17 protein-coding genes are annotated in these 18016 nt (G+C 65.3%); 9 read left to right on the top strand and 8 right to left on the bottom strand.

Annotated elements, in window-relative coordinates; all coding sequences use genetic code 11:
- Positions 1-6: 6 nt before the first annotated feature.
- Positions 7-840 (bottom strand): phosphoribosyltransferase family protein, encoded by an 834-nt coding sequence (locus CEY09_RS16410; protein WP_088589462.1) that lies wholly within the window; start codon positions 838-840, stop codon positions 7-9.
- 96 nt (positions 841-936) lie between these two features.
- The gene (locus CEY09_RS16405) at positions 937-1590 is read right to left on the bottom strand and encodes an NUDIX hydrolase (RefSeq protein ID WP_088589461.1); all 654 of its coding nucleotides are present in this window, start codon (positions 1588-1590) and stop codon (positions 937-939) included.
- A 254-nt stretch (positions 1591-1844) separates the two neighbouring features.
- Between CEY09_RS16405 and CEY09_RS16400 the strand changes: the two genes are divergently transcribed.
- Complete coding sequence (locus tag CEY09_RS16400) at positions 1845-2954, top strand: porin (protein WP_088589460.1); 1110 nt, start codon at positions 1845-1847, stop codon at positions 2952-2954.
- Positions 2955-3243: 289 nt separating this feature from the next.
- Here CEY09_RS16400 and CEY09_RS16395 read toward each other — a convergent pair whose 3' ends face one another.
- A complete protein-coding gene (locus CEY09_RS16395) occupies positions 3244-4017 on the bottom strand; it encodes an AraC family transcriptional regulator (RefSeq protein ID WP_088589459.1) in 774 nt (257 codons plus the stop codon).
- An 84-nt stretch (positions 4018-4101) separates the two neighbouring features.
- On the opposite strand from CEY09_RS16395, the gene CEY09_RS16390 reads away from it, so the two are divergent.
- A complete protein-coding gene (locus CEY09_RS16390) occupies positions 4102-5292 on the top strand; it encodes an MFS transporter (protein WP_088589458.1) in 1191 nt (396 codons plus the stop codon).
- Here the strand turns inward: CEY09_RS16390 and CEY09_RS16385 are convergent.
- Complete coding sequence (locus CEY09_RS16385) at positions 5259-5933, bottom strand: ankyrin repeat domain-containing protein (protein WP_088589457.1); 675 nt, start codon at positions 5931-5933, stop codon at positions 5259-5261. The two genes, CEY09_RS16390 and CEY09_RS16385, sit on opposite strands and share 34 nt — an antisense overlap.
- A gap of 146 nt (positions 5934-6079) precedes the next feature.
- On the opposite strand from CEY09_RS16385, the gene CEY09_RS16380 reads away from it, so the two are divergent.
- The gene (locus tag CEY09_RS16380) at positions 6080-7399 is read left to right on the top strand and encodes a ParB/Srx family N-terminal domain-containing protein (protein WP_088589456.1); all 1320 of its coding nucleotides are present in this window, start codon (positions 6080-6082) and stop codon (positions 7397-7399) included.
- A gap of 14 nt (positions 7400-7413) precedes the next feature.
- Here the strand turns inward: CEY09_RS16380 and CEY09_RS16375 are convergent, their stop codons facing one another.
- Positions 7414-8019 (bottom strand): glutathione S-transferase family protein, encoded by a 606-nt coding sequence (locus tag CEY09_RS16375; protein WP_088589455.1) that lies wholly within the window; start codon positions 8017-8019, stop codon positions 7414-7416.
- Positions 8020-8140: 121 nt separating this feature from the next.
- On the opposite strand from CEY09_RS16375, the gene CEY09_RS16370 reads away from it, so the two are divergent.
- Positions 8141-9100: a helix-turn-helix transcriptional regulator gene (locus tag CEY09_RS16370; protein ID WP_088589454.1), complete on the top strand. Its 960-nt coding sequence runs from the start codon at positions 8141-8143 to the stop codon at positions 9098-9100.
- Between the two features lie 12 nt (positions 9101-9112).
- Here the strand turns inward: CEY09_RS16370 and CEY09_RS16365 are convergent, their stop codons facing one another.
- Positions 9113-9487, bottom strand: a complete 375-nt coding sequence (locus tag CEY09_RS16365; RefSeq protein ID WP_088589453.1) for a hypothetical protein — start codon at positions 9485-9487, stop codon at positions 9113-9115.
- Between the two features lie 177 nt (positions 9488-9664).
- On the opposite strand from CEY09_RS16365, the gene gvpU reads away from it, so the two are divergent.
- Positions 9665-10111: a gas vesicle accessory protein GvpU gene (gene gvpU / locus CEY09_RS32415; protein ID WP_175216753.1), complete on the top strand. Its 447-nt coding sequence runs from the start codon at positions 9665-9667 to the stop codon at positions 10109-10111.
- 66 nt (positions 10112-10177) lie between these two features.
- Here gvpU and CEY09_RS16355 read toward each other — a convergent pair whose 3' ends face one another.
- Entirely contained in the window at positions 10178-10972 is a 795-nt protein-coding gene (locus tag CEY09_RS16355; RefSeq protein ID WP_088589452.1) for a hypothetical protein, read from the bottom strand.
- Between the two features lie 227 nt (positions 10973-11199).
- Here CEY09_RS16355 and CEY09_RS16350 point away from each other — a divergent pair, with 227 nt between their 5' ends.
- The 4 genes from CEY09_RS16350 (at position 11200) to CEY09_RS16335 (ending at position 15623) form a co-directional block, all read left to right on the top strand.
- Positions 11200-13761 (top strand): ATP-binding protein, encoded by a 2562-nt coding sequence (locus tag CEY09_RS16350; RefSeq protein WP_088589451.1) that lies wholly within the window; start codon positions 11200-11202, stop codon positions 13759-13761.
- Between the two features lie 2 nt (positions 13762-13763).
- Positions 13764-14102, top strand: coding sequence for an Hpt domain-containing protein (locus CEY09_RS16345; protein WP_088589450.1), 339 nt, complete (start codon positions 13764-13766; stop codon positions 14100-14102).
- Positions 14103-14159: 57 nt separating this feature from the next.
- The gene (locus CEY09_RS16340) at positions 14160-14810 is read left to right on the top strand and encodes a response regulator (protein WP_088589449.1); all 651 of its coding nucleotides are present in this window, start codon (positions 14160-14162) and stop codon (positions 14808-14810) included.
- Between the two features lie 117 nt (positions 14811-14927).
- Positions 14928-15623, top strand: coding sequence for a pentapeptide repeat-containing protein (locus CEY09_RS16335; protein WP_088589448.1), 696 nt, complete (start codon positions 14928-14930; stop codon positions 15621-15623).
- A gap of 97 nt (positions 15624-15720) precedes the next feature.
- On the opposite strand, the gene CEY09_RS16330 is transcribed toward CEY09_RS16335, so the two are convergent.
- The gene (locus CEY09_RS16330) at positions 15721-17952 is read right to left on the bottom strand and encodes a phosphocholine-specific phospholipase C (RefSeq protein ID WP_088589447.1); all 2232 of its coding nucleotides are present in this window, start codon (positions 17950-17952) and stop codon (positions 15721-15723) included.
- Positions 17953-18016 lie beyond the last annotated feature (64 nt).

Here is an 18016-nt window from a genome sequence, read left to right as displayed (position 1 = left end):
TCCTACTTAATTGACGATTACCGGGGCGCCAGCGCCTTCGGTGCCGGTCCAGTCGAATGCGGTGAAGATGCCTGCGTAGCGGGCGTTCAGCTCGCCCAGGCCCTTGCTGAACAGGCCGTGCGTGACGTACAGGTAAAGCGGCTGGCGCGTCTTGTCGCGCAAGGCGGCAGCCAGTTCCAGGAAGGTGCGGCCGCCGTCGCAGATGTCGTCGACCACCAGCACGGGTTGCGCGGGGATGTCATCGGGCACGCGGGTCTCGGTAATGCGGCCGGTCTGCGGGTCGCGCACCTTTTCAGCGAAGCGCACGTCAGCCACGCCCAGCTTCTTGGCCAGAGCCTGCACGCGCTTGCGCGCCCCGGCGTCAGGCGCCATCAGGGTCACGCCATCGGCAAAGACCGGGGCGGCCAGCGCGTTCTTCAGGAAGGCGGCGGCGTCGACCACTCGCACGCGCTGCAGCAGCGCGGGTGTCACATCGCTGTGCGGTTCCACCACGGTCACCGTGGCGTATTGCTGATCGTTGATCAACTTGCAGAACACGGCCGCCCCCAGCGCCTCGCCCGGATTGCAAACGCGGTCCTGCCGGGCGTACGGCACATAGGGCATGTCCAGATGCACCGGCACCGCCGGGTTCAGGCGGCGCAGCGCGTCCGTCAGCATCAGCAACTGCATGACGTCGTCGGCCGACTTCAACAGGGCGTGGATGCGGAACTCGCTAGCCACATCGGCCCTGGCCTGCAATCCCGCGGGCACCGTGACCTGGCTTTCGCCCCCGGGAAACACGAACGCAGCCGGCGTCTCGCTCTGGCGTTGTCCTTCTACTACCGCAGTGATGGTGAACATGATCAGCCCTTAGTGGCACTTTAAAACTAAGTGAGGCCAGTATAAGCCTACTTATTGTTGATTTGCAACTATGTTGAATCCAAAACGGTCCGACGCTTATCCGACGCTGCGGTCGAACAAGGCAAAGTCCTTCAGGCGATATAGGCGCGCGGGACGCTGCGCGCCCAGCACGTAGTCCTCGGTGGCTTCCAGCACGCCCCACGCCTCCATCTTGCGGCGGAAATTCGATTTCTCCAGCCGCGTCTGCAGGATGGCTTCATAGGTGTGTTGCAGCTCGGTCAGGGTGAAGCGCTCCGGCAACAGGAAGAACGGCAAGGTCGAATAACTGGACTTGCCACGCAAGCGAGCTACGGCGGCCGCCACGATGTCCGCATGGTCGAACGCCAAGGGCGGCAGCGCGTCCACGCTCACAAACCGGAACCCGGCCTGCGTCGCGGCCTCCAGCTCGGCCGCCGGCACCAGGGCCACATAGGAAACGGACAGCGACCACTTGCGCGGGTCGCGGCCCGGCCCCGAGAACACCTGCAACTGCTCGAGGTAGCGCGGCTCGAACCCGGTCTTGTCCCGCAGCACGCGGCGGATGCTGGCTTCGGTGCTGGCGTCTTCGTCCACGTGCACCACCCCGCCCGGCAACGCCATCGCGTCCTTATAGGGCGCACGGTCGCGCTGGTGCAGGGCGATTTCCAGTCCACCCGCCCGTAAGGTGAGCAAGACGGCATCGACAGTGACGAGGGGCAGTGGATAGTCCACGGGCAGCTCCGTAAGTAAGACTTCGGGGCAAGATGCCACTATGGCGAGCGACAGTCAAACAGAGCACGGTGAGGTAAGCCGATCATGCCAAGGACCAGCGCCCAGGAATTAACAGGAATAGCCGGAACATCCTATGCAATAAGCAGAAATTAACGGAAATGTTTTACACTGGGGTCTGGGAACACCGCTTAGCGCTATGCCGAGCGTGCTGTTCCCTTTGTTTTTTCCAACCCAAATCCCCAGGAGATCCCCGGATGAAAAAGACGCTGCTCGCCGCTGCGATGCTGACCGCTTTTACAGGCATCGCTCAGGCAGAACCGTCAGTCACCCTCTATGGTGTCATCGACACCGGCATCGGCTACAACAAGATCAAAGGCGACGGCTACAGTGGTAGCAAGCTCGGCATGATCAACGGCATCCAGGCCGGCTCCCGCTGGGGCCTGCGCGGATCCGAAGATCTGGGCGATGGCCTGCGCGCCGTCTTCAAGCTGGAAAGCGGTTTCGACTCCGGCAACGGCCAGCGCGGACAATCCGGCCGCCTGTTCGGCCGCCAAGCCACCATCGGCCTGGCCAACGACGCCTGGGGCCAGCTGGATTTCGGCCGCCAAGCCACGATCGGCTCGAACTACCTGGCCGACATCGATCCCTTCTACACCAGCTACACCCAATCCAACCTGGGCCTGGGTTTCAGCGCGGCCAATACCATGCGCTGGGACAACATGGTCATGTACCGCACCCCTTCGGTGAACGGTTTTGAATTCGGCATCGGCTACTCGTTCAACGCGGACGACACGACCGCCGACCAGACGGGCTTTCGCACCGCCGACAACACGCGCGGCATCACCGCCGGCCTGCGCTACGTGCAAGGCCCGCTGAACGTCGCGCTGACGTACGACCAGTTGAACGGCTCCCACCGCAGCACGACGATCGACCAGGACGCCACGCCGCGCCAGTACGCGCTGGGCGTGTCGTATGACCTGGAAGTCGTGAAGCTGGCCGCCGCCTACGGCCGCACCACGGACGGCTGGTTCGTCGGCCAGGATCTGCCCGCCGGCACGCCCTTCAGCGACGAGTTCGGCACCAACCGCTTCGTGAACGGCTTCAAGGCGAACGCCTACATGCTGGGCGCGACCCTGCCCGTGGGCGGCGCCAGCAGCGTCTTCGCCTCGTGGCAACACGTCGCCCCGTCCAACGACAAGTTGACGGGCGGCGATGCCAACATGAACGTCTACAGCGTGGGCTACACCTACGACCTGTCCAAGCGCACCAATCTGTATGCCTACGGTTCGTACGGCACGGATTACGCGTTCATCGACGGGCTGAAGAGCACCGCCGCAGGCGTGGGCATCCGCCACCAGTTCTAAGCGTCGCACAGCGTCAACACGCGCCGGCCTCTTAAGAGGCCGGTGTTTTTTATCGCCGGGCCGCCCCAAGATAAAAACGCCCCCTCGGGGGGCAGCAAGCACACGCAGTGTGCGCGGCGTGGGGGTCATTTTTATCGCCGGGCCGCCCCAAGATAAAAACACCCCCTTGGGGGGCAGCAAGCACACGCAGTGTGCGCGGCGTGGGGGTCATTTTTATCGCCGGGCCGCCCCAAGATAAAAACGCCCCCTCGGGGGGCAGCAAGCACACACAGTGTGCGCGGCGTGGGGGTCATTTCCCTTTTTTTCGCCCCGGCGATTCGCCGTAGATGCGGCGGTACATCGCGATGAACGCGCTGTCGCTGGCGTACCCCACCGCGTGTGCGACGGCCGTGACCGACATGCCTTCGGCCAACCGCGCCCGGGCGAACAGCAAGCGGGTCTGCGTGCGCCAGCGGGCAAACGGCAGTCCGGTTTCGGTCAGGAACAAGCGCTCCACGGTGCGGCTGCTGGCGCCCACGCGGCTGGCCCAATCCTCCAGAGACAGCGGGCAAGCCGGGTTCGCCAGCAATTCGCGGGCAATGGGCACAAGCCGGCGGTCGCGCGGCATCGGCAGAGGCATGGGCGCAGCGGGTGCTGCCGCCAATTCATCCAGCAAGGTATCCACAATGCGGCTCTGCGCCGCGGTGAGTCCGACGTCGGCCGACCAATCCGTCACGCGCAGGATCAACTCGCGCAACAGGGGATTGACGTCCAGGATCTGCGGTTCGGCCGGTAATCCCGGATAGGCCTGCACGTCGAAATACAGGCTGCGGTAGGCGAACGTGCCATGCATGGCCGTGCGGTGCGTGCAGCCGGCGGGCAGCCATGCGGCCTGCAGCGGCGCCAGTTGCCCCACCCGGTCCGGCAAGAACAGCGTGACCCCGCCTTCGGCCTGGTAAAGCAGCTGCGTGCGGCGATGCGTATGCCAATCCGAGGCGTGGGCGCGGGTATCGATGGCCAGCCCGACAACGGGGCAAACGGCGCTATCGGGATCCAGGACGGATTCTGGCGAGTAATGCGGCATGTCGGATTATCGATGTTTTATGGCGAAACAGCTTGATTTTGCTTCGCCCAGGCTGGATACGCTAGGCCCTTTTTTCCCCGGACCATGAAACACGCTCCCGCTCGCCGCGATGGCCTGCCGCCGCGCGGCTTGATCCTTGCGCTACTGGCCCTGCCGCAGATTGCCGAGACCATTCTTGCCCCCGCCCTGCCGGACCTGACCCGGCACTGGCAACTGGACGCCGGCGCCGCTCAATCCGTCATGGGCATCTTCTTCCTGGGCTTCGCGCTGGGTGTCCTGCTGTGGGGGCATCTGGCCGACGTCTGGGGCCGCCGCCCCGCCTTGCTCGCCGGTCTGGCCATGGGCCTGGCCGGGACGCTATGCGCCCTGGCGGCACCCAGTTTCGAAGCCTTGTTGTTCGGCCGTTTCGTCCAGGCGGCCGGACTGGCGACGTGCTCGGTCGCGACGCAGACGCTGTTGCGCGACCGCCTGGCCGGCGACGCTCTGACGCGTTATTTCGTGACATTGGGCGCGGTGCTGGCGTGGTCCCCCGCCGTCGGACCCTTAGTCGGCCAACTGCTCTCGGACCGCCTGGGTTACCAGGGCGTGCTGCTGACCATTGCACTGGTCATCATGCTGCTGCTGGGCGTGGGCGGCCGCCTCCTTATCGAGACGCGTGGCGCCGCCATGGCCGCTGTCCCGCTGCGGACCCTTGGCCGCCACATGCTGGCGGACGCGCCGCTGCGGCGCACCGCCGTGCAGGTCGCCGGCTTGAACTTCCTGGTGTTCTCGTTCTATTCCGCTGGCCCGTTCATGGTTGGCCCTCTGCCAGGCCTGGGATTCGGTTGGGTCGGCCTGGCCGTTGCCGCTGCCGGCTGCCTGGGCGCGGCCAGCAACCGGCGTCTGCCGGCCGAAACCGGTCCGGCGCAACGCGTGCGCTATGGCTTGCGCTGCGTCCTGGCCGGCGTAGTGACACAATGCGCCGTGGTGTGGCTATTGCCGCAGCCGGGGCTGGTGTGGGCCCTCGCCGCGTTGCCCCTCTTTGCAGGCTATGGGCTCGCCATCCCGAACCTGCTTGGCCCGGCCTTGAAGCAGTACGGCCACTGCCTGGGACGGGCGGGCGCCTTGTTCGGGCTTGGCTACTACACCCTGTTGGGCGCGGGATTGGCGGCCAGTTCGTGGCTGCCCTTTGACTCGGCCCTACCCTTGTCTTGCGCATGGCTCGCGGTATGTGCGGTGCTGCTGGCCACGCAGCGTCGGCCTCACCCGCGCGCGCCCGCGCGCTCCAGCAACTGAACCGTGGCACGCTGCCCGCGTTGGCGGGCATGCGCAAGCGGCGTGCGGCCATCGCCGTCGGCCAGGTTCACGTCGGCGCCGCCCTCGATCAACAGCGCCACGATCTCCTGATGGCGCGGGCCGCCGTCGCTCAAGAGGATGGCTTCCAGCAACCCAGTCCAGCCCAGCCGATTCACGTGGTTGGGGTCCACCCCAGCCTTCAGCAGCGTCTTCACGATCTCGACGTGCCCGCGTTCGCATGCGGGGATCAGCGCCGTGCCGCCATAGCGGTTGGTGCTTTTCAGGTCTGCGCCGTGGCGTAGCGTCAGGTCCAGGATCTCGCGATAGCCTTGCGCGCCCGCCAGCAGGTAGGCGCTGTCCTGCATCTGGTTCTGCGCGTTCACGTCCGCCCCCGCCTCGATCAGGACGCGCGCAGTTTCAGCATGGTTGCCTTGGGTCGCGCGCAGCAAGGCGGTGTTGCCCTGCGCGTCCCGCGCCTCCAGCGGTGCGCCGATGGCCAGCAATTCGCGCACGCGGGCCGTCTCGCCCTGCGCGGCGGCGGTCCGCAGTTGCGCAGCCGGATCCTCGGCCGCCAGCGCCCCCGCGCCCACTGCGCTCAAGACCGCAACAAAACAAGCCCGCCAGAATTTGATGATCGCCATTGCCGGTATCCTTTTCATGAATCACAGGTAGATTATGGACAAGCACGCCGGCATTGGGAATTTCCCCTAGCCGCCGGCAGTGCAATACGCGGGACATACGCGCCAGTCATGATTCGACACCTTTCGATCGCAGCCCCTGCCGGCCAATGACCCAGACCTCTACCCTCCTGAATCCCGCCCTGATCCACCGCCCCCTCGCGCGCCTGCTGGCCGCGGCCTTGTTGCCCCTGGCCCTTGCCGCCTGCAATGGCGGCGGCGATGACGACGACGACAAGCCCGCCGTTACCCCACCGCCTGTTGTCGTCGACCCGGCGCCGGAACCCGAGACGCCTACGCGCAACACCGCCTATCTGAAGGCCAAGGCCGGCGACGTCATCCAAGTCCGCATCGAAGAGCTGAACCCCACGCAAGCCGCCATCGGCTACGACCAGATCTACTACAAGCTGGGACGCTGGCAAGGCGACTTCAATCGGTCCACGTGGGCGGCCGATCCCGCCTTGCAGCTGGACTATCTGGACCGCACCGTCGGCAAGAAATTCGACGATTACTGCGAAGACATGGGCGGCACCGAACGCGCGCAGAAGTTCGCGGACATCGCCGCGGCCCGCGCCGCGCGGCTGGACCAGCCTGCCACCTTCGCCTGCAAGGACGCGCCGGGCACGCATACGGAAAACCTGAAGACCGTCGTGGTCGGCTGGGACGGCAATCTGTACCTGACCGACGGCCACCACACTTTCTCGTCCTTGCGCACAATTTTCGACGGTGGCCCCAAGCTGCCCGTCTGGGTGAAGGTCGACGCCAACTACAGCGACCTGCCCACTGCGTCTGCATTCTGGCAACGCATGGTCGACGAGCGCCGCGCCTGGTTGCGCGACGGCCAGAACCAGCCCATCACCGTGGACCAGTTGCCCACCCGCCTGGGCATGGCCAACGCCGACGAGGCCGGCGGCATGCAAGAGGACCGCTACCGCTCGCTGGTCTACTACACCCGCGACGTCGCCTACAAGAACGGCAGCCTGCCCGAATTCGCGGAATTCCTGTGGGGCGACTGGCTGCGCCGCCAGGCCGCAGCGGGCCAGTTGCCTGCGCTTGACCAGTACAAGTTGCAAGCGCCCGCCACGCCTGCGCAGATTCTGGCGGCCAGCTCGTTCAACGCGACGCTGGTGCCGGGCGGCGCGAACGACAGCTACGCCACCGCCGTGCGGGACGCATCCTTGAAGATGGGTGCGCTGGCCGCCACCGACATCGTGTTCGACGATCGTACGGCGGCCAGCCTTGGCGGGATTCCGCTGGTGGCGAACGTCGCAGCCGGAGTTTCCATCAAGGGCTCGCGCGACACGCTGGACGAGCTGATCCGTAACGATCTCAAGAGCGACAACACCCCGCGCAACGCCGGCAAGCTGTGGTTCGCCGTCAACTACCGCGCTTGCGGCAAGCCCGCGGCAGGCACCTGCTGGGGCTGGTAGGACGGTGCGCCGCCCTAGGCGGCGATCTGCATGGCCGGCCGGGCATTGACCCGGTCGCACCATGCCCGCACATGCGGGTGGTTCTGCACCGCCCCCAGGAAGGCGCTGTAACCAACCACCGATCCAACGATCAGGTCGGCCAGCGAATACGCCGCGCCCAGGATCCAGGGCTGCTTGGACAGATGACCGTCCAGCACGGCCAGCAGCGCATTCATATCCGCGAGGCCGGCCTCGGCCTGCCTGGCATCCCGGCGCGCTTCCTCTCCGTGGGTCGCGTGATACACCCGCCAGAGCACGGCGCCATACGACACATAGCTCCACGCGCACCAAGACATGGCCAGCAGGCGCGCCGGCGTGTTCGGCGCCGGCCACAGCCCCGCGTCGACGCCGTAGCATTCTCCCAGCCACAATTGGATCGCCAGGGACTCGAACATCGGCGCACCATCCACCGTCAGCGTCGGCACCTTGCCGTGGGGATTGAGTGCCAGGAATTCCGGACGCCGTTGCTCGCCCGCTTCGATGTCGACGACGACACGCTCGTGGGGCACGCCAAGTTCCGTCAAGGCGCTGGCAATGGGAAGCGCACTGGACCTGGGGTGCCAGTAAAGGACGATGGACATGGGCAATTCTCCTACTCATCTGCAAGAAGCTTCGTCCGCGGCGGAATGCCTCGGTCAGCAGGCGCCACTGTAGAAGTCATTGCGGACAGATTCCGCCCTCGATTCGCGGTATCGTAGGCCGATGCTAACCGCCAGCAATCGCCTGCTACGCCTGCTCTCGCTGCTGCAAACCCGCCGCCACTGGGCGGGCGCCGAGCTTGCCCAGACCCTGGCCATCCACCCGCGCACCCTGCGACGCGACATCGATCGGCTGCGCGAACTGGGCTATCCCGTCCAGGCCAGCAGCGGGGTCGCCGGCGGCTATGCCTTCCGCCCAGGCAACGCCTTGCCGCCGCTGCTGCTGGATGACGACGAAGCGCTGGCGGTGGCCATCACACTGCGCACGGCGGCCACGGGCTCTGTAGGAGGCATCGAAGAGTCCGCACTGCGCGCGCTGGTAAAGCTTGAACAGGTCATGCCGGCGCGCCTGCGGCGCCGGGTAGAGGCTTTGAAAGCGGTCATCGTGCCGATAGACCGGGGCGGCCCGACCGTCGACGCGGGCTTGCTCGCCACGCTGGCCGCCGCCTGTCGCGACCAGCTTCTGATCGAGTTCGGCTACACCGACATCCGTGGCAAGATCAGCCGCCGGCATGTCGAACCCCAGGGTATGGCGCACACGGCCCAACGCTGGTATCTGGTGGCATGGGACCCGGCGCGCGACGATTGGCGCACGTTCCGCATCGACCGTATTACCGGCACGCCGAGCGTCGGCGGCCATTTCACGCCGCGCCCACCGCCCGAAGGCGGAGATCTGCGGGCGTTCGTCTCACGCTCGATTCACGTGGCGCCGTATGCGGAACAGGCGCAGATCATTCTGCACGCGCCACTGGCCGTCATGGCGCAGCAGCTGGCCGAATCCGCCAGCCAGCTTCAGCCCTTGGACGAGGCGCGCTGCCTGCTGCAATGCGGCGCCGATTCGCTAGATTCCCTGGCGTACTGGCTGATGACGCTGGACGTGGATTTCGAAGTGCTCGCGCCGGATGCGCTGCGGGACCGCCTGAAAGCCGCTGCGCAACGCCTGGCACGCAGCGTGCAGGCCTAGCCAGGCCCGTGCTCAGAGGACCTTTTCGGTATTGTCGGCCTTGGTCAGTTGCTGCATGGCCAACGACAGCTTGGCGGCAATCGCCAGACGCTCGTCGGCCGACATCGCGTCGTATTCCTTCTTCGAGATGCCCAGCGAGGCCAGCGCGGCATAGAACATCTTTTCTTCCAGCGACAGGGACGCGTAGTCCATGAATTCCTGCTCGGCGCTGGACGGCGCCGATACCGTGCTGCCCGACACCCCGCCCGCCATCGCAGACTGATTGCGCTCGGCAGCGTTCAGGAAGGCAGTGCGGAATGCGCCGTCCGTGCGCGCGGAAGACGTGCCGGCGGAAGGCGCGCCGGATGCCCTGGCGCCCAAGGCGTTCGCGATGTTTGTGGTGTTCATGTCGGTCGTCCAGAAGGCGGGATCTCCCGCAGCCTGACACGGTAACGCCGGCAAACCGTCGGAGATGGGGCGGTCTGACGCCTGATTCTGCCGTTTTTCCCGCTATTGCCGTTTGTGTATTTTTCGCATGCATCGAGTATCTTGTGGCTCTTTCCCGCCCTTTCCGAGACCCGAACAATGAGCATCGATTCCCTCCCCGCCCAGGACAAGCACGCCGCGCCCGGCGCAGACGCCTTTCTTCAATTCCTGGTCAACCTGGTGAACAACGGCAGCCAGATCGAAAGCATCGGGGTCACGTTGCAGATGGGCGGCATGCTGGTGTCCGGCTCGATCGTGTCGGGCGCGGAATACTTCGACCGCTTCGCCGCCAGCTTCACGAATTCGCTCGGCGCGATGGATGCGGACACCCGCAGCACCGTGCACGCTTCCCTGGCCGAACTGGGCGACGTCTTCCGCGTGCCCCAACCCGCTGATCCGCTGCCCAACTACATCCACTTGTCCGACGCCTTGTTCTTCGCGGCCGACGGCACGCCTGTCGCGGGACAACCCACGTTGTGGCGCGGCCGCACCAGCGCGGTGGACGGATTCATCTTGGGCCGTTTGCAATCCGACGCGGCAAGCTGAAGCGCTGTCAGCGAAAACGCCATCACTGCCCGGAGCCCGCTTCGGGCAGAACCAGCTGGCCGGCAATCAGCCTGCAAAGCTTGTCGTACAGGCGTTGAATGAACGCCACTGGCTGCTATCGGCTTGCAGCCAGGTGTCCAGGCATTCCGGGCTAAGCGGTCCGGCCATCGCGGCGCCACGGTAAAGCAGTTGGCCATGCGCGCGCATCCAGGCGAAATCGCGGATGTCGTCGACGCCGCTTGCCACCACTTGCAGGCCGGCGCTCCAGGCACGTTCCATCAATGTGAAGAACCGCCCCTGCATCGACCGGCTTTCGAACAGGCCAGGCGGAATCTCCACTTGCAGCCCGTCGACGCGCAGCAGCCCGTGCGCCGACGCTGCCCCCTGGGCGCGGGGAGCGAGCCGCGCCCGCAAGCGGGGATGAAAATCCGGATAGCGCGCCAGGAGGTCGGCGCGTTTGGACAGTCTGCTGCTCAACGGCACCGTGAACGTGACGTTTGACGCGGGAATGGTCAAGGGCGCAATGTCGTCATGGCAGACCAGTTTATTGACCCAGATCGCGTGGTCTATCAAGCCGATGCCCAGTTCGGCGCACAGGCGTTCTCCCAGACAACCGGAGGCGGTCACATCCAGCGGATGTTCGAACGACAGAACGATCGGCGTATCGAACCTGTTGAAGAACGCCACACCGGCCTGTAGCCCCGCGCCCGGCCCGGAGGACGTGAGACCGCCCCAGAGAGAAGGCCGGGAACGCCCCAGCACTGCGTATTCGTGGACTTGGCCTTGCGCCGTGAAGACGGGCTGAAAGCGCAGCAGGACGGATTGTTCGTGCACGGGCCAGAGTCGAGTGTCGTCCTTCATAGGGTCAGGATCATTCCGTTATCGATTGACGTCTGAATTGACGCCTGCCCGATACTGCCCAACCGTGATCACCAACTGAACAAGAAAGTTCTGAAAGGGCGGGCCCCAGTGCCCGTGGCACGGAAGGAACCCCCTCGAGCGAGCCCGGCGGGAAATCCTCACGACTCCTGTTTACTTTGAGATTTTTCTTATTCTCTTAGTAAGTGGGTGTTTCTATCATCGAAACAATGCTGGTAGAAGACCGTGGCGTTCCCGCCCTTGAACCTCAGGCCGCGCCACGCGCGGCTTCATTGCTGCTGCACTGCCTTGCAGTGGCCCTGCTCGTCTGCATCGCGGCCGGCGCCACGCTCTACCTGTACTGGGCCTTCAACAATGTCGTGTCCTCCCACCGCCGCCACATGAACGCGGCCGCCTACGATGCGCAGCAGTTCTTCGACCAGCGCGAAGCGCTGCTGCGGTCCCTCTCGGCATCGGCCGTGCGCAACGTCGGCAGCGCACACCTGGACGAGGCGCTGGCCCACACGGGCGCCGCCCCACAGGTCGAGGTCCTGCCGCTGCAGGAAGCGGATGGCGCTTACGACTGGGCGCTGGTGCTGACCCACCGCGACCTGCGACGCGTGGCCCTGGCCCGCACCAAAGTGGTCTACAGCTCGCCCCGCCATGCCAGCACGCTGCGCATGGCCGCTCGCGACCAGGTCGCGCTGGCGCCGATCCCTGCCGATACCCAGGCATGGCTGTCACGCACCCTGGCCAACATCACCCTCCGGCCGTCCGCCACGGGACAAACCCGGATCATCTGGCTGCACCCGCCACAAGACACCGACAAGCGCCTCTTCCTGTTCACCCCACTCGACCCCGTTGAACCCGAGGCCGGCTGGATCGGCCTGGAAGTCCAAGGCGTAGAGTCCGCCGTGGATACGCCGCAAGCTGGTACGGGCAACTATGTGCTGTTCGACGAACGCAACCGCCCCGTGCTGCACAGCCCGGACCCCGCCGCCGACCGCGCGCTGGCGCATACCGCGCGCAAAGACGCTTTCGGCCTGCAGGGCCAAGGGTGGATCCCCGACTATCTGGTGCTGAGCAAATCGGTGGGGGACGACGGCTGGCGGCTCGTGTACTACACGCCGCTTATGCGTGTGCTGCAAGACAACGCTTTCGCCTTGCAGACAGCGGCCATCGCTTGCCTGTTGCTGACGTTTGCCGTCGTCCTGCAGATTCGCTACATCCGCCGCCACCTTGTCTTGCCCGCGGTGCGCCAATACGAAACCCTGGCCGGGGACCTATCATCGCTCAGGCGCGCCGAACAATCGCTGCTACAGGCCAAACGCGATGCCGAGGCCGCCAACCAGGCCAAGACCGTGTTCCTCACCACGATGAGCCACGAGATCCGAACGCCGCTATACGGCATCCTCGGCACGCTGGAACTGTTCTCGCTGACCCCTGTCAGCCCCCAACAGGCGCAGTATCTCGAAACCGTCCAGCAATCGTCAGCGACGTTGCTGCGGACGATCAACGACACGCTGGACCTCTCCCGCATCGAAGCCGGCCACACCGCGTTGCAGTGCGCGCCGTTCTCGCCCGTTGAATTGCTCAACAGCGTCGTCGCCAGTTTTGCCGCGCGCGCCCAAGCCAAAGGGTTGCAGACCTATGCCCTGGCCGACCCCGACATGCCCGCCGCCGTGATCGGTGATGCCATGCGCATCCGGCAGATACTCGACAATCTGGTCAGCAACGCCGTCAAGTTCACGGACTCGGGCCGGATCGTGTTGCGCCTGAAGCTGGCCGGCAGCAGCCACGAAGGCATCTGCCTGGGCTTTCAGGTCGCGGATACGGGCGCCGGCATCGCGCCGGAGCATCAAATCAGCTTGTTCGACCCCTATTACCAAGTGTCGACGGACGATCCGGCTGCCTTGCCGGGAACGGGCCTCGGGCTGTCCATCTGCCGTCGCCTTGCGGAGGCGATGCAGGGCCGGATCAACGCCGTCAGCGAACTCGGCCTGGGCACCAGCGTCACGTTCGACGTCCGGCTGCCGCAGGCGTCGGCCCCCCCCGAGGCCGCAGGCCCCGATCTGAGCGGCACGGCCGTGTACGTGCAGGGTGCCGTACCCGAGATCGTCCACAACTTGTGCGGATGGCTGCGCCACTGGGGAGCCGTGGCCTTGCCTTATCCCTTAGCCGGCACAGCGGCCCTGGACCCCGCCGTGCTGGTGCAGGCCTGGCCGCACACGGACAGGCGCGGCGACTGGCACGGCCCGCAAGTCATCATCCATCCGCCGGGCTTGCCTGCGCCAGTTGAAAGCAGTCCGCGCACCTGGTTCGCCAACGCCTACAGTCTTGCCAGCATCCGCCAGGCGGTCCATCAGGCGCACATCGGCCTGGCCCGCAGCATGCCGCATCAGGCCAAAGCCGCCACCGAAGCCCTGAATTTGCGGGTGCTGGTTGCGGAAGACAATCCGATCAGCCAATTCATCCTGCGCGAACAACTGGAACACCTGGGTTGCACTGTCGTCTTGGCAGGCGATGGCCAAGAGGCGCTGAACTTGCCCGGCTTGCTGGATTTCGACGCCGTGCTGACCGACTTGAACATGCCCCTTGTCGACGGGTACGAGTTCACACGCCGACTGCGCAAGCGGGGATATGAAGGTCCCATCCTTGGCATCACCGCGAACGCCTTCGAAGACGAGCAACGCCGCGGCAAGAATGCCGGCATGACGCGTCTGCTGGTCAAGCCGTTGGCACTGTCCGCGATGCGCCAAGCCCTGCAGACGCTGCAAGGTGTCCGGAGCTGACCATGCCTCACGATCCCAAGGTGCCCCAGCGGGGCGGCGAAGCGTCTCGACTTGCTGACCCGGGCCCCACCGTGCCCGCCAGGCTCCGCCGCCTTTTCCTGGACACGATGAGTAGCGACGTGGCGACGCTGGAACAGTCGCTTGCCCAACGCGACGGGCAGGCGGCCCAGCTGATGCTGCATCGCATACGCGGCGCGCTGGCCATGGTAAAACTGACCGAAATATTGACACGCGTCGATGCCTTCGACACGCAGGTCAGGCGTGACGGCTGGAACGAGCACGCGTTTCGGATGGCATCAAGTCTCATGCTTGAACTGCGAGCTTTCCTGGTTCAGGTATGAGTCATGGCGCAGCATAGCCCCGATGTCCCACCTGCTCACGTCGCCGTGCGCCTTCGAATGGAACGACTCAGAATAGTCCTTGCCGATGACCATCCCCTGGTGCTGATGGCCATGCGCGACCTGCTTGATCGCGAACTCAGTTTCGAGATCACTGCGACGCTGTCCAGCCCGACGGCGCTGGTCGAGCATCTGCGCGGCGGCCAGCCGGATGTGATCATCACCGACTATTCCATGCCAGGCGACGACACCTACGGCGACGGCATCCGTCTGGTCCAGTACCTGGCACGGCATTTCCCGCGCGCGCGGCTTGTCGTGCTGACCATGGTGTCCAATCCCATGATCATCTCTGCGCTGTACGACGCGGGGGTGTCCGCCGTGGTGCTCAAGCGCGACAACCTGGCCGAAATCGTGACCGCCTTACGGACGCTGCAGGCCGGCCGCAACTACTACCCTCCCGGCTTTCAGCGCGAAGGCGTCGAGGATTCTCACACCAGGTTCATTGGCGAACGCATCAATAGCCTGTCGCCCAAAGAGTTCGAAGTGCTGCGCCACTTCATCCGCGGCGAGTCCATGATGCAAGTCGCCGAGACGCTGCAACGCAGCGTCAAGACCGTTAGCGGACAAAAGATTTCCGCCATGCGCAAGCTGAATGTGCAGACCGACCAGGAACTGGTAGCGTTCTGCGTCGAATGCGGGATTTTCCAGTAACCCTTTACGAAATCCTATGACCTCGACGACCTTACTAGCTTGGTATCCTAGCGCTTGCCCCGCCGGGCGTGGCGCGTTCCAGCCTCGCCCCCGGAGCACCGAACCGAGACCCGATGCATGACGCAAGACCCGATTGAAACCGTGACCGACTCTCACGTGGACCGCAAGGCAATGGAGGCCTTGATTGAACGTGCGGCGGGCAAACCGCTGTCGTTCCAGGACTGCGATTTTCAGGATGCCGACTTTTCCCGGCTGGATTTACGCGGCGCGCGGTTCACGGCCTGCGCCATTGCGAATGCCTCATTCCAGGGCGCCACGCTTGCCGATACGTCATGGGTGCGTTGCCGCGGCGGCCAAGCCAGCTTCGCCTCGGCCGACGCCAGCGACGCCGTGTTCCAGAACTGCGACCTGAACAACGCCAACTGGCGCCGGGCTCGCTTGGCGGCGGCCCGGTTCCAGGGCTGCAAGCTGACCGGTTCCGATTTCGACGGCATCGCCTGCCTGGGCTGGACCGTGGAGGAATGCCTGCTGGTGGGCGCGCTGCTGCGCGGCGTGTCGTTCCGCAAGTCCAACATCATGCAGCTGGACTTCTCTGATGCCGACCTGGCCGGCAGTGATTTTCGCGACGCCGTGTTCCATGGCGGCAGCCTACGCAACGCCAACTTGAAGAACGTCCGCTTTGAAGGCGCCGACCTGCGTGAAGTGGACTTGAGCGGCATCGACCTGACGGTTGCCGCGCGCCTGGCCGGCGCGACCATCTCTAAAGCGCAGGCGGCCGTGCTGCTGGCCGAATTGCGCATCAGCGTGATCTGACGCGCCCGCGACAGACGGCCGCCCGTAGGCCGCCGCCTGCACGTTCGCGTTGCAAGCCCGGGAGTGATCCCGGGTTTGGCCTTCAGTGCGATCCGATCTATGCCCCCATGGCCGGATCACTCACCGTGTGCTTGCCGGTCTCTACCCGCCCCGCAAAGCGACGGTAGTACGTGGGGTCGCTTGCGCAGGTGACGGCGAAGTCGTACCACTGCGCGCTGCCTTCCAGCGACCAGTGCAACGACGCCTTCGCCTTGCCCGCCACCGCCTCGCGCCAGGGGCCGTCCTGACGGTAGGCCATGGCGGTCACCGTGAAGTCGGCGGTCTTGGCGCCAGTGTTCATGAGCTCGGCATAGACGTCGCCATTTGCGATGTCGTAGCAGACGCGAATCTCGGGCGCGACGTCGGTGTCGGCGATGCGGTTGGTGTCGCCCTTGAAGTGGCGATGCAGGCCGTTGGGACCCAGCACCCACAGGTCGTAACGGCCAAGATTGTCCTGGAACGCGTTCCAGGTATCCGAGAGCGACTTCTCCGCTTCCACGACATAGCGGCGCGGGACGCGGGCCAGGTTCAACTGGTCATACACGTGGAAGACGGCCGCCTGCTTGCCCGTGTTGGAGAACAGCAGTTCCACCATGCCCTCGGCGCTGCAGCGCGCGCTGACATGCAGCTCGTAGGGCAGCGCGCGCGACGGGCGCGTTCCGCTGGCCTGGATGGGCAGTTGCATATCGGTCGGCAACGGCATCGCGGGCAAGGCTTCCTGCGCGGTGCGCAACTGGTCGGCGGCGCTACGCGTGCTGCGGCCGGCCAGGGTCGGCAACGCTTCGGTGTTGGGCGTCTGGAAGTTGAAGGCGGTGGTGAGGTCGCCACAGACCGCGCGGCGGAACGGGCTGATGTTGGGCTCGTTCACCCCAAATCGGGCCTCCAGGAAACGCAGCACCGACGTGTGGTCGAAGACCTGCGAATTGACCCAGCCTCCGCGGCTCCACGGAGAAATCACGAACAAAGGCACGCGCGGGCCGGGGCCATAAACGCGGCCATCCGGGGCGGGCTGGGTGCGGCTGCCTGCCGGCGCCGGATGCGAGAAATACTCGAACCCCATGTCGGCATCGCTCAGGGTGGATTTGCCCGCCTTGCCCAGGCCGGAGTCGGGCGACGGCGCCGACGGCGACGGCACGTGGTCAAAGTAGCCGTCGTTCTCGTCGAAGTTCACCAGCACCACCGTCTTGCTCCAGACTTCCGGCACGGCGGTCAACGCATCCAGCACTTCCTGCAGGAACCACGCGCCTTGCACGGGGCTGGACGGGCCGGGGTGTTCGCAATAGATCGAAGGCGCATTCATCCAGCTGACCTGCGGCAGCTTGCCTTCCCGGATGTCGCGCTTGAACGCGTCCAGATAGTTTTCGGGCGCAGTGCCGGGCAAGGTGTTGGCGATGCCCTTGTAAAGCGGATTGCGCGCGTTGTCGCTTGCCGCGTCGTAGGCATGGTAGGGCAGCGCCTGCCCGGTGTTGGCATACGGCACGCCGGGCTCGCCGCCGCTGGATACCGGGAAGCCCGAGGCCACGTTCGCGCGGCGGAACTGCTGGAACGCGCCCAGCATGTTGTCGCCCCATTCGTCCGGCATGTTCTGGTACGAAATCCAGCTGATGCCTGCCTCTTCCAGGCGTTCGGCATACGTCTTCCAGGTGTAGCCGCGGTTCTGCGTCGAGGCCTGCCCGTCGATCCAGTCCCATTCATTGTTGACGAACGATGCGCCACCGGCCGTGGCGCCGTTGGTGCCCGTCAGATGGAAAGAGCGGTTGGCGTCGGTGCCGGTGTGCATCGAACAGTGATAGGCATCGCACAAGGTGAAGGCGTTGGCGAGCGCGAACTGGAACGGGATTTCGCGCTCTTTGAAGTAACCCATCGAGATATCGGTTTTTTCGGCAGGCCATCGCGTCATGCGTCCATGGTCCCATGCAGCCTGGCTGTCGACCCAAGTGTGATGGGCGCCATCGGCGCGCTGCGCGTTGTTGGCGCTGCCGTCCAGATGGTAGGGCGTAAGCACGGCGCCGTTGGCGCGCTCCTGCTGCCAGACCTTGCGCCCGTTGGCGAGCGGGATCGTGAAGCGGTCTCCGAACCCGCGCACGCCCTTGAGCGTGCCGAAGTAATGGTCGAAGGAACGGTTCTCCTGCATCAGGATGATGACGTGTTCAACATCCTTGATGGTGCCGGTGGCGTTGTTGGCGGGAATGGCCAGCGCACGGCGGATGCTGGGCGGGAACGCGGCCAGCGCGGCGGCGGCAAAGCCTGCGCCCGTGGTGGTCTCTAGGAAATTACGGCGGGAAGTCATAGGCGGAATCCGGAGTCGTTGAGGAGAGGAACAAACACGGCCAAGCGGGTTGGCGCGCGGCGGC

This window comes from Achromobacter marplatensis, from assembly GCF_002209535.1.
In the GTDB taxonomy this organism is placed as follows: domain Bacteria; phylum Pseudomonadota; class Gammaproteobacteria; order Burkholderiales; family Burkholderiaceae_B; genus Achromobacter; species Achromobacter marplatensis.
Note: the sequence above shows the minus strand (reverse complement) of the source record. Positions and strands in the feature narration are given on the sequence as shown.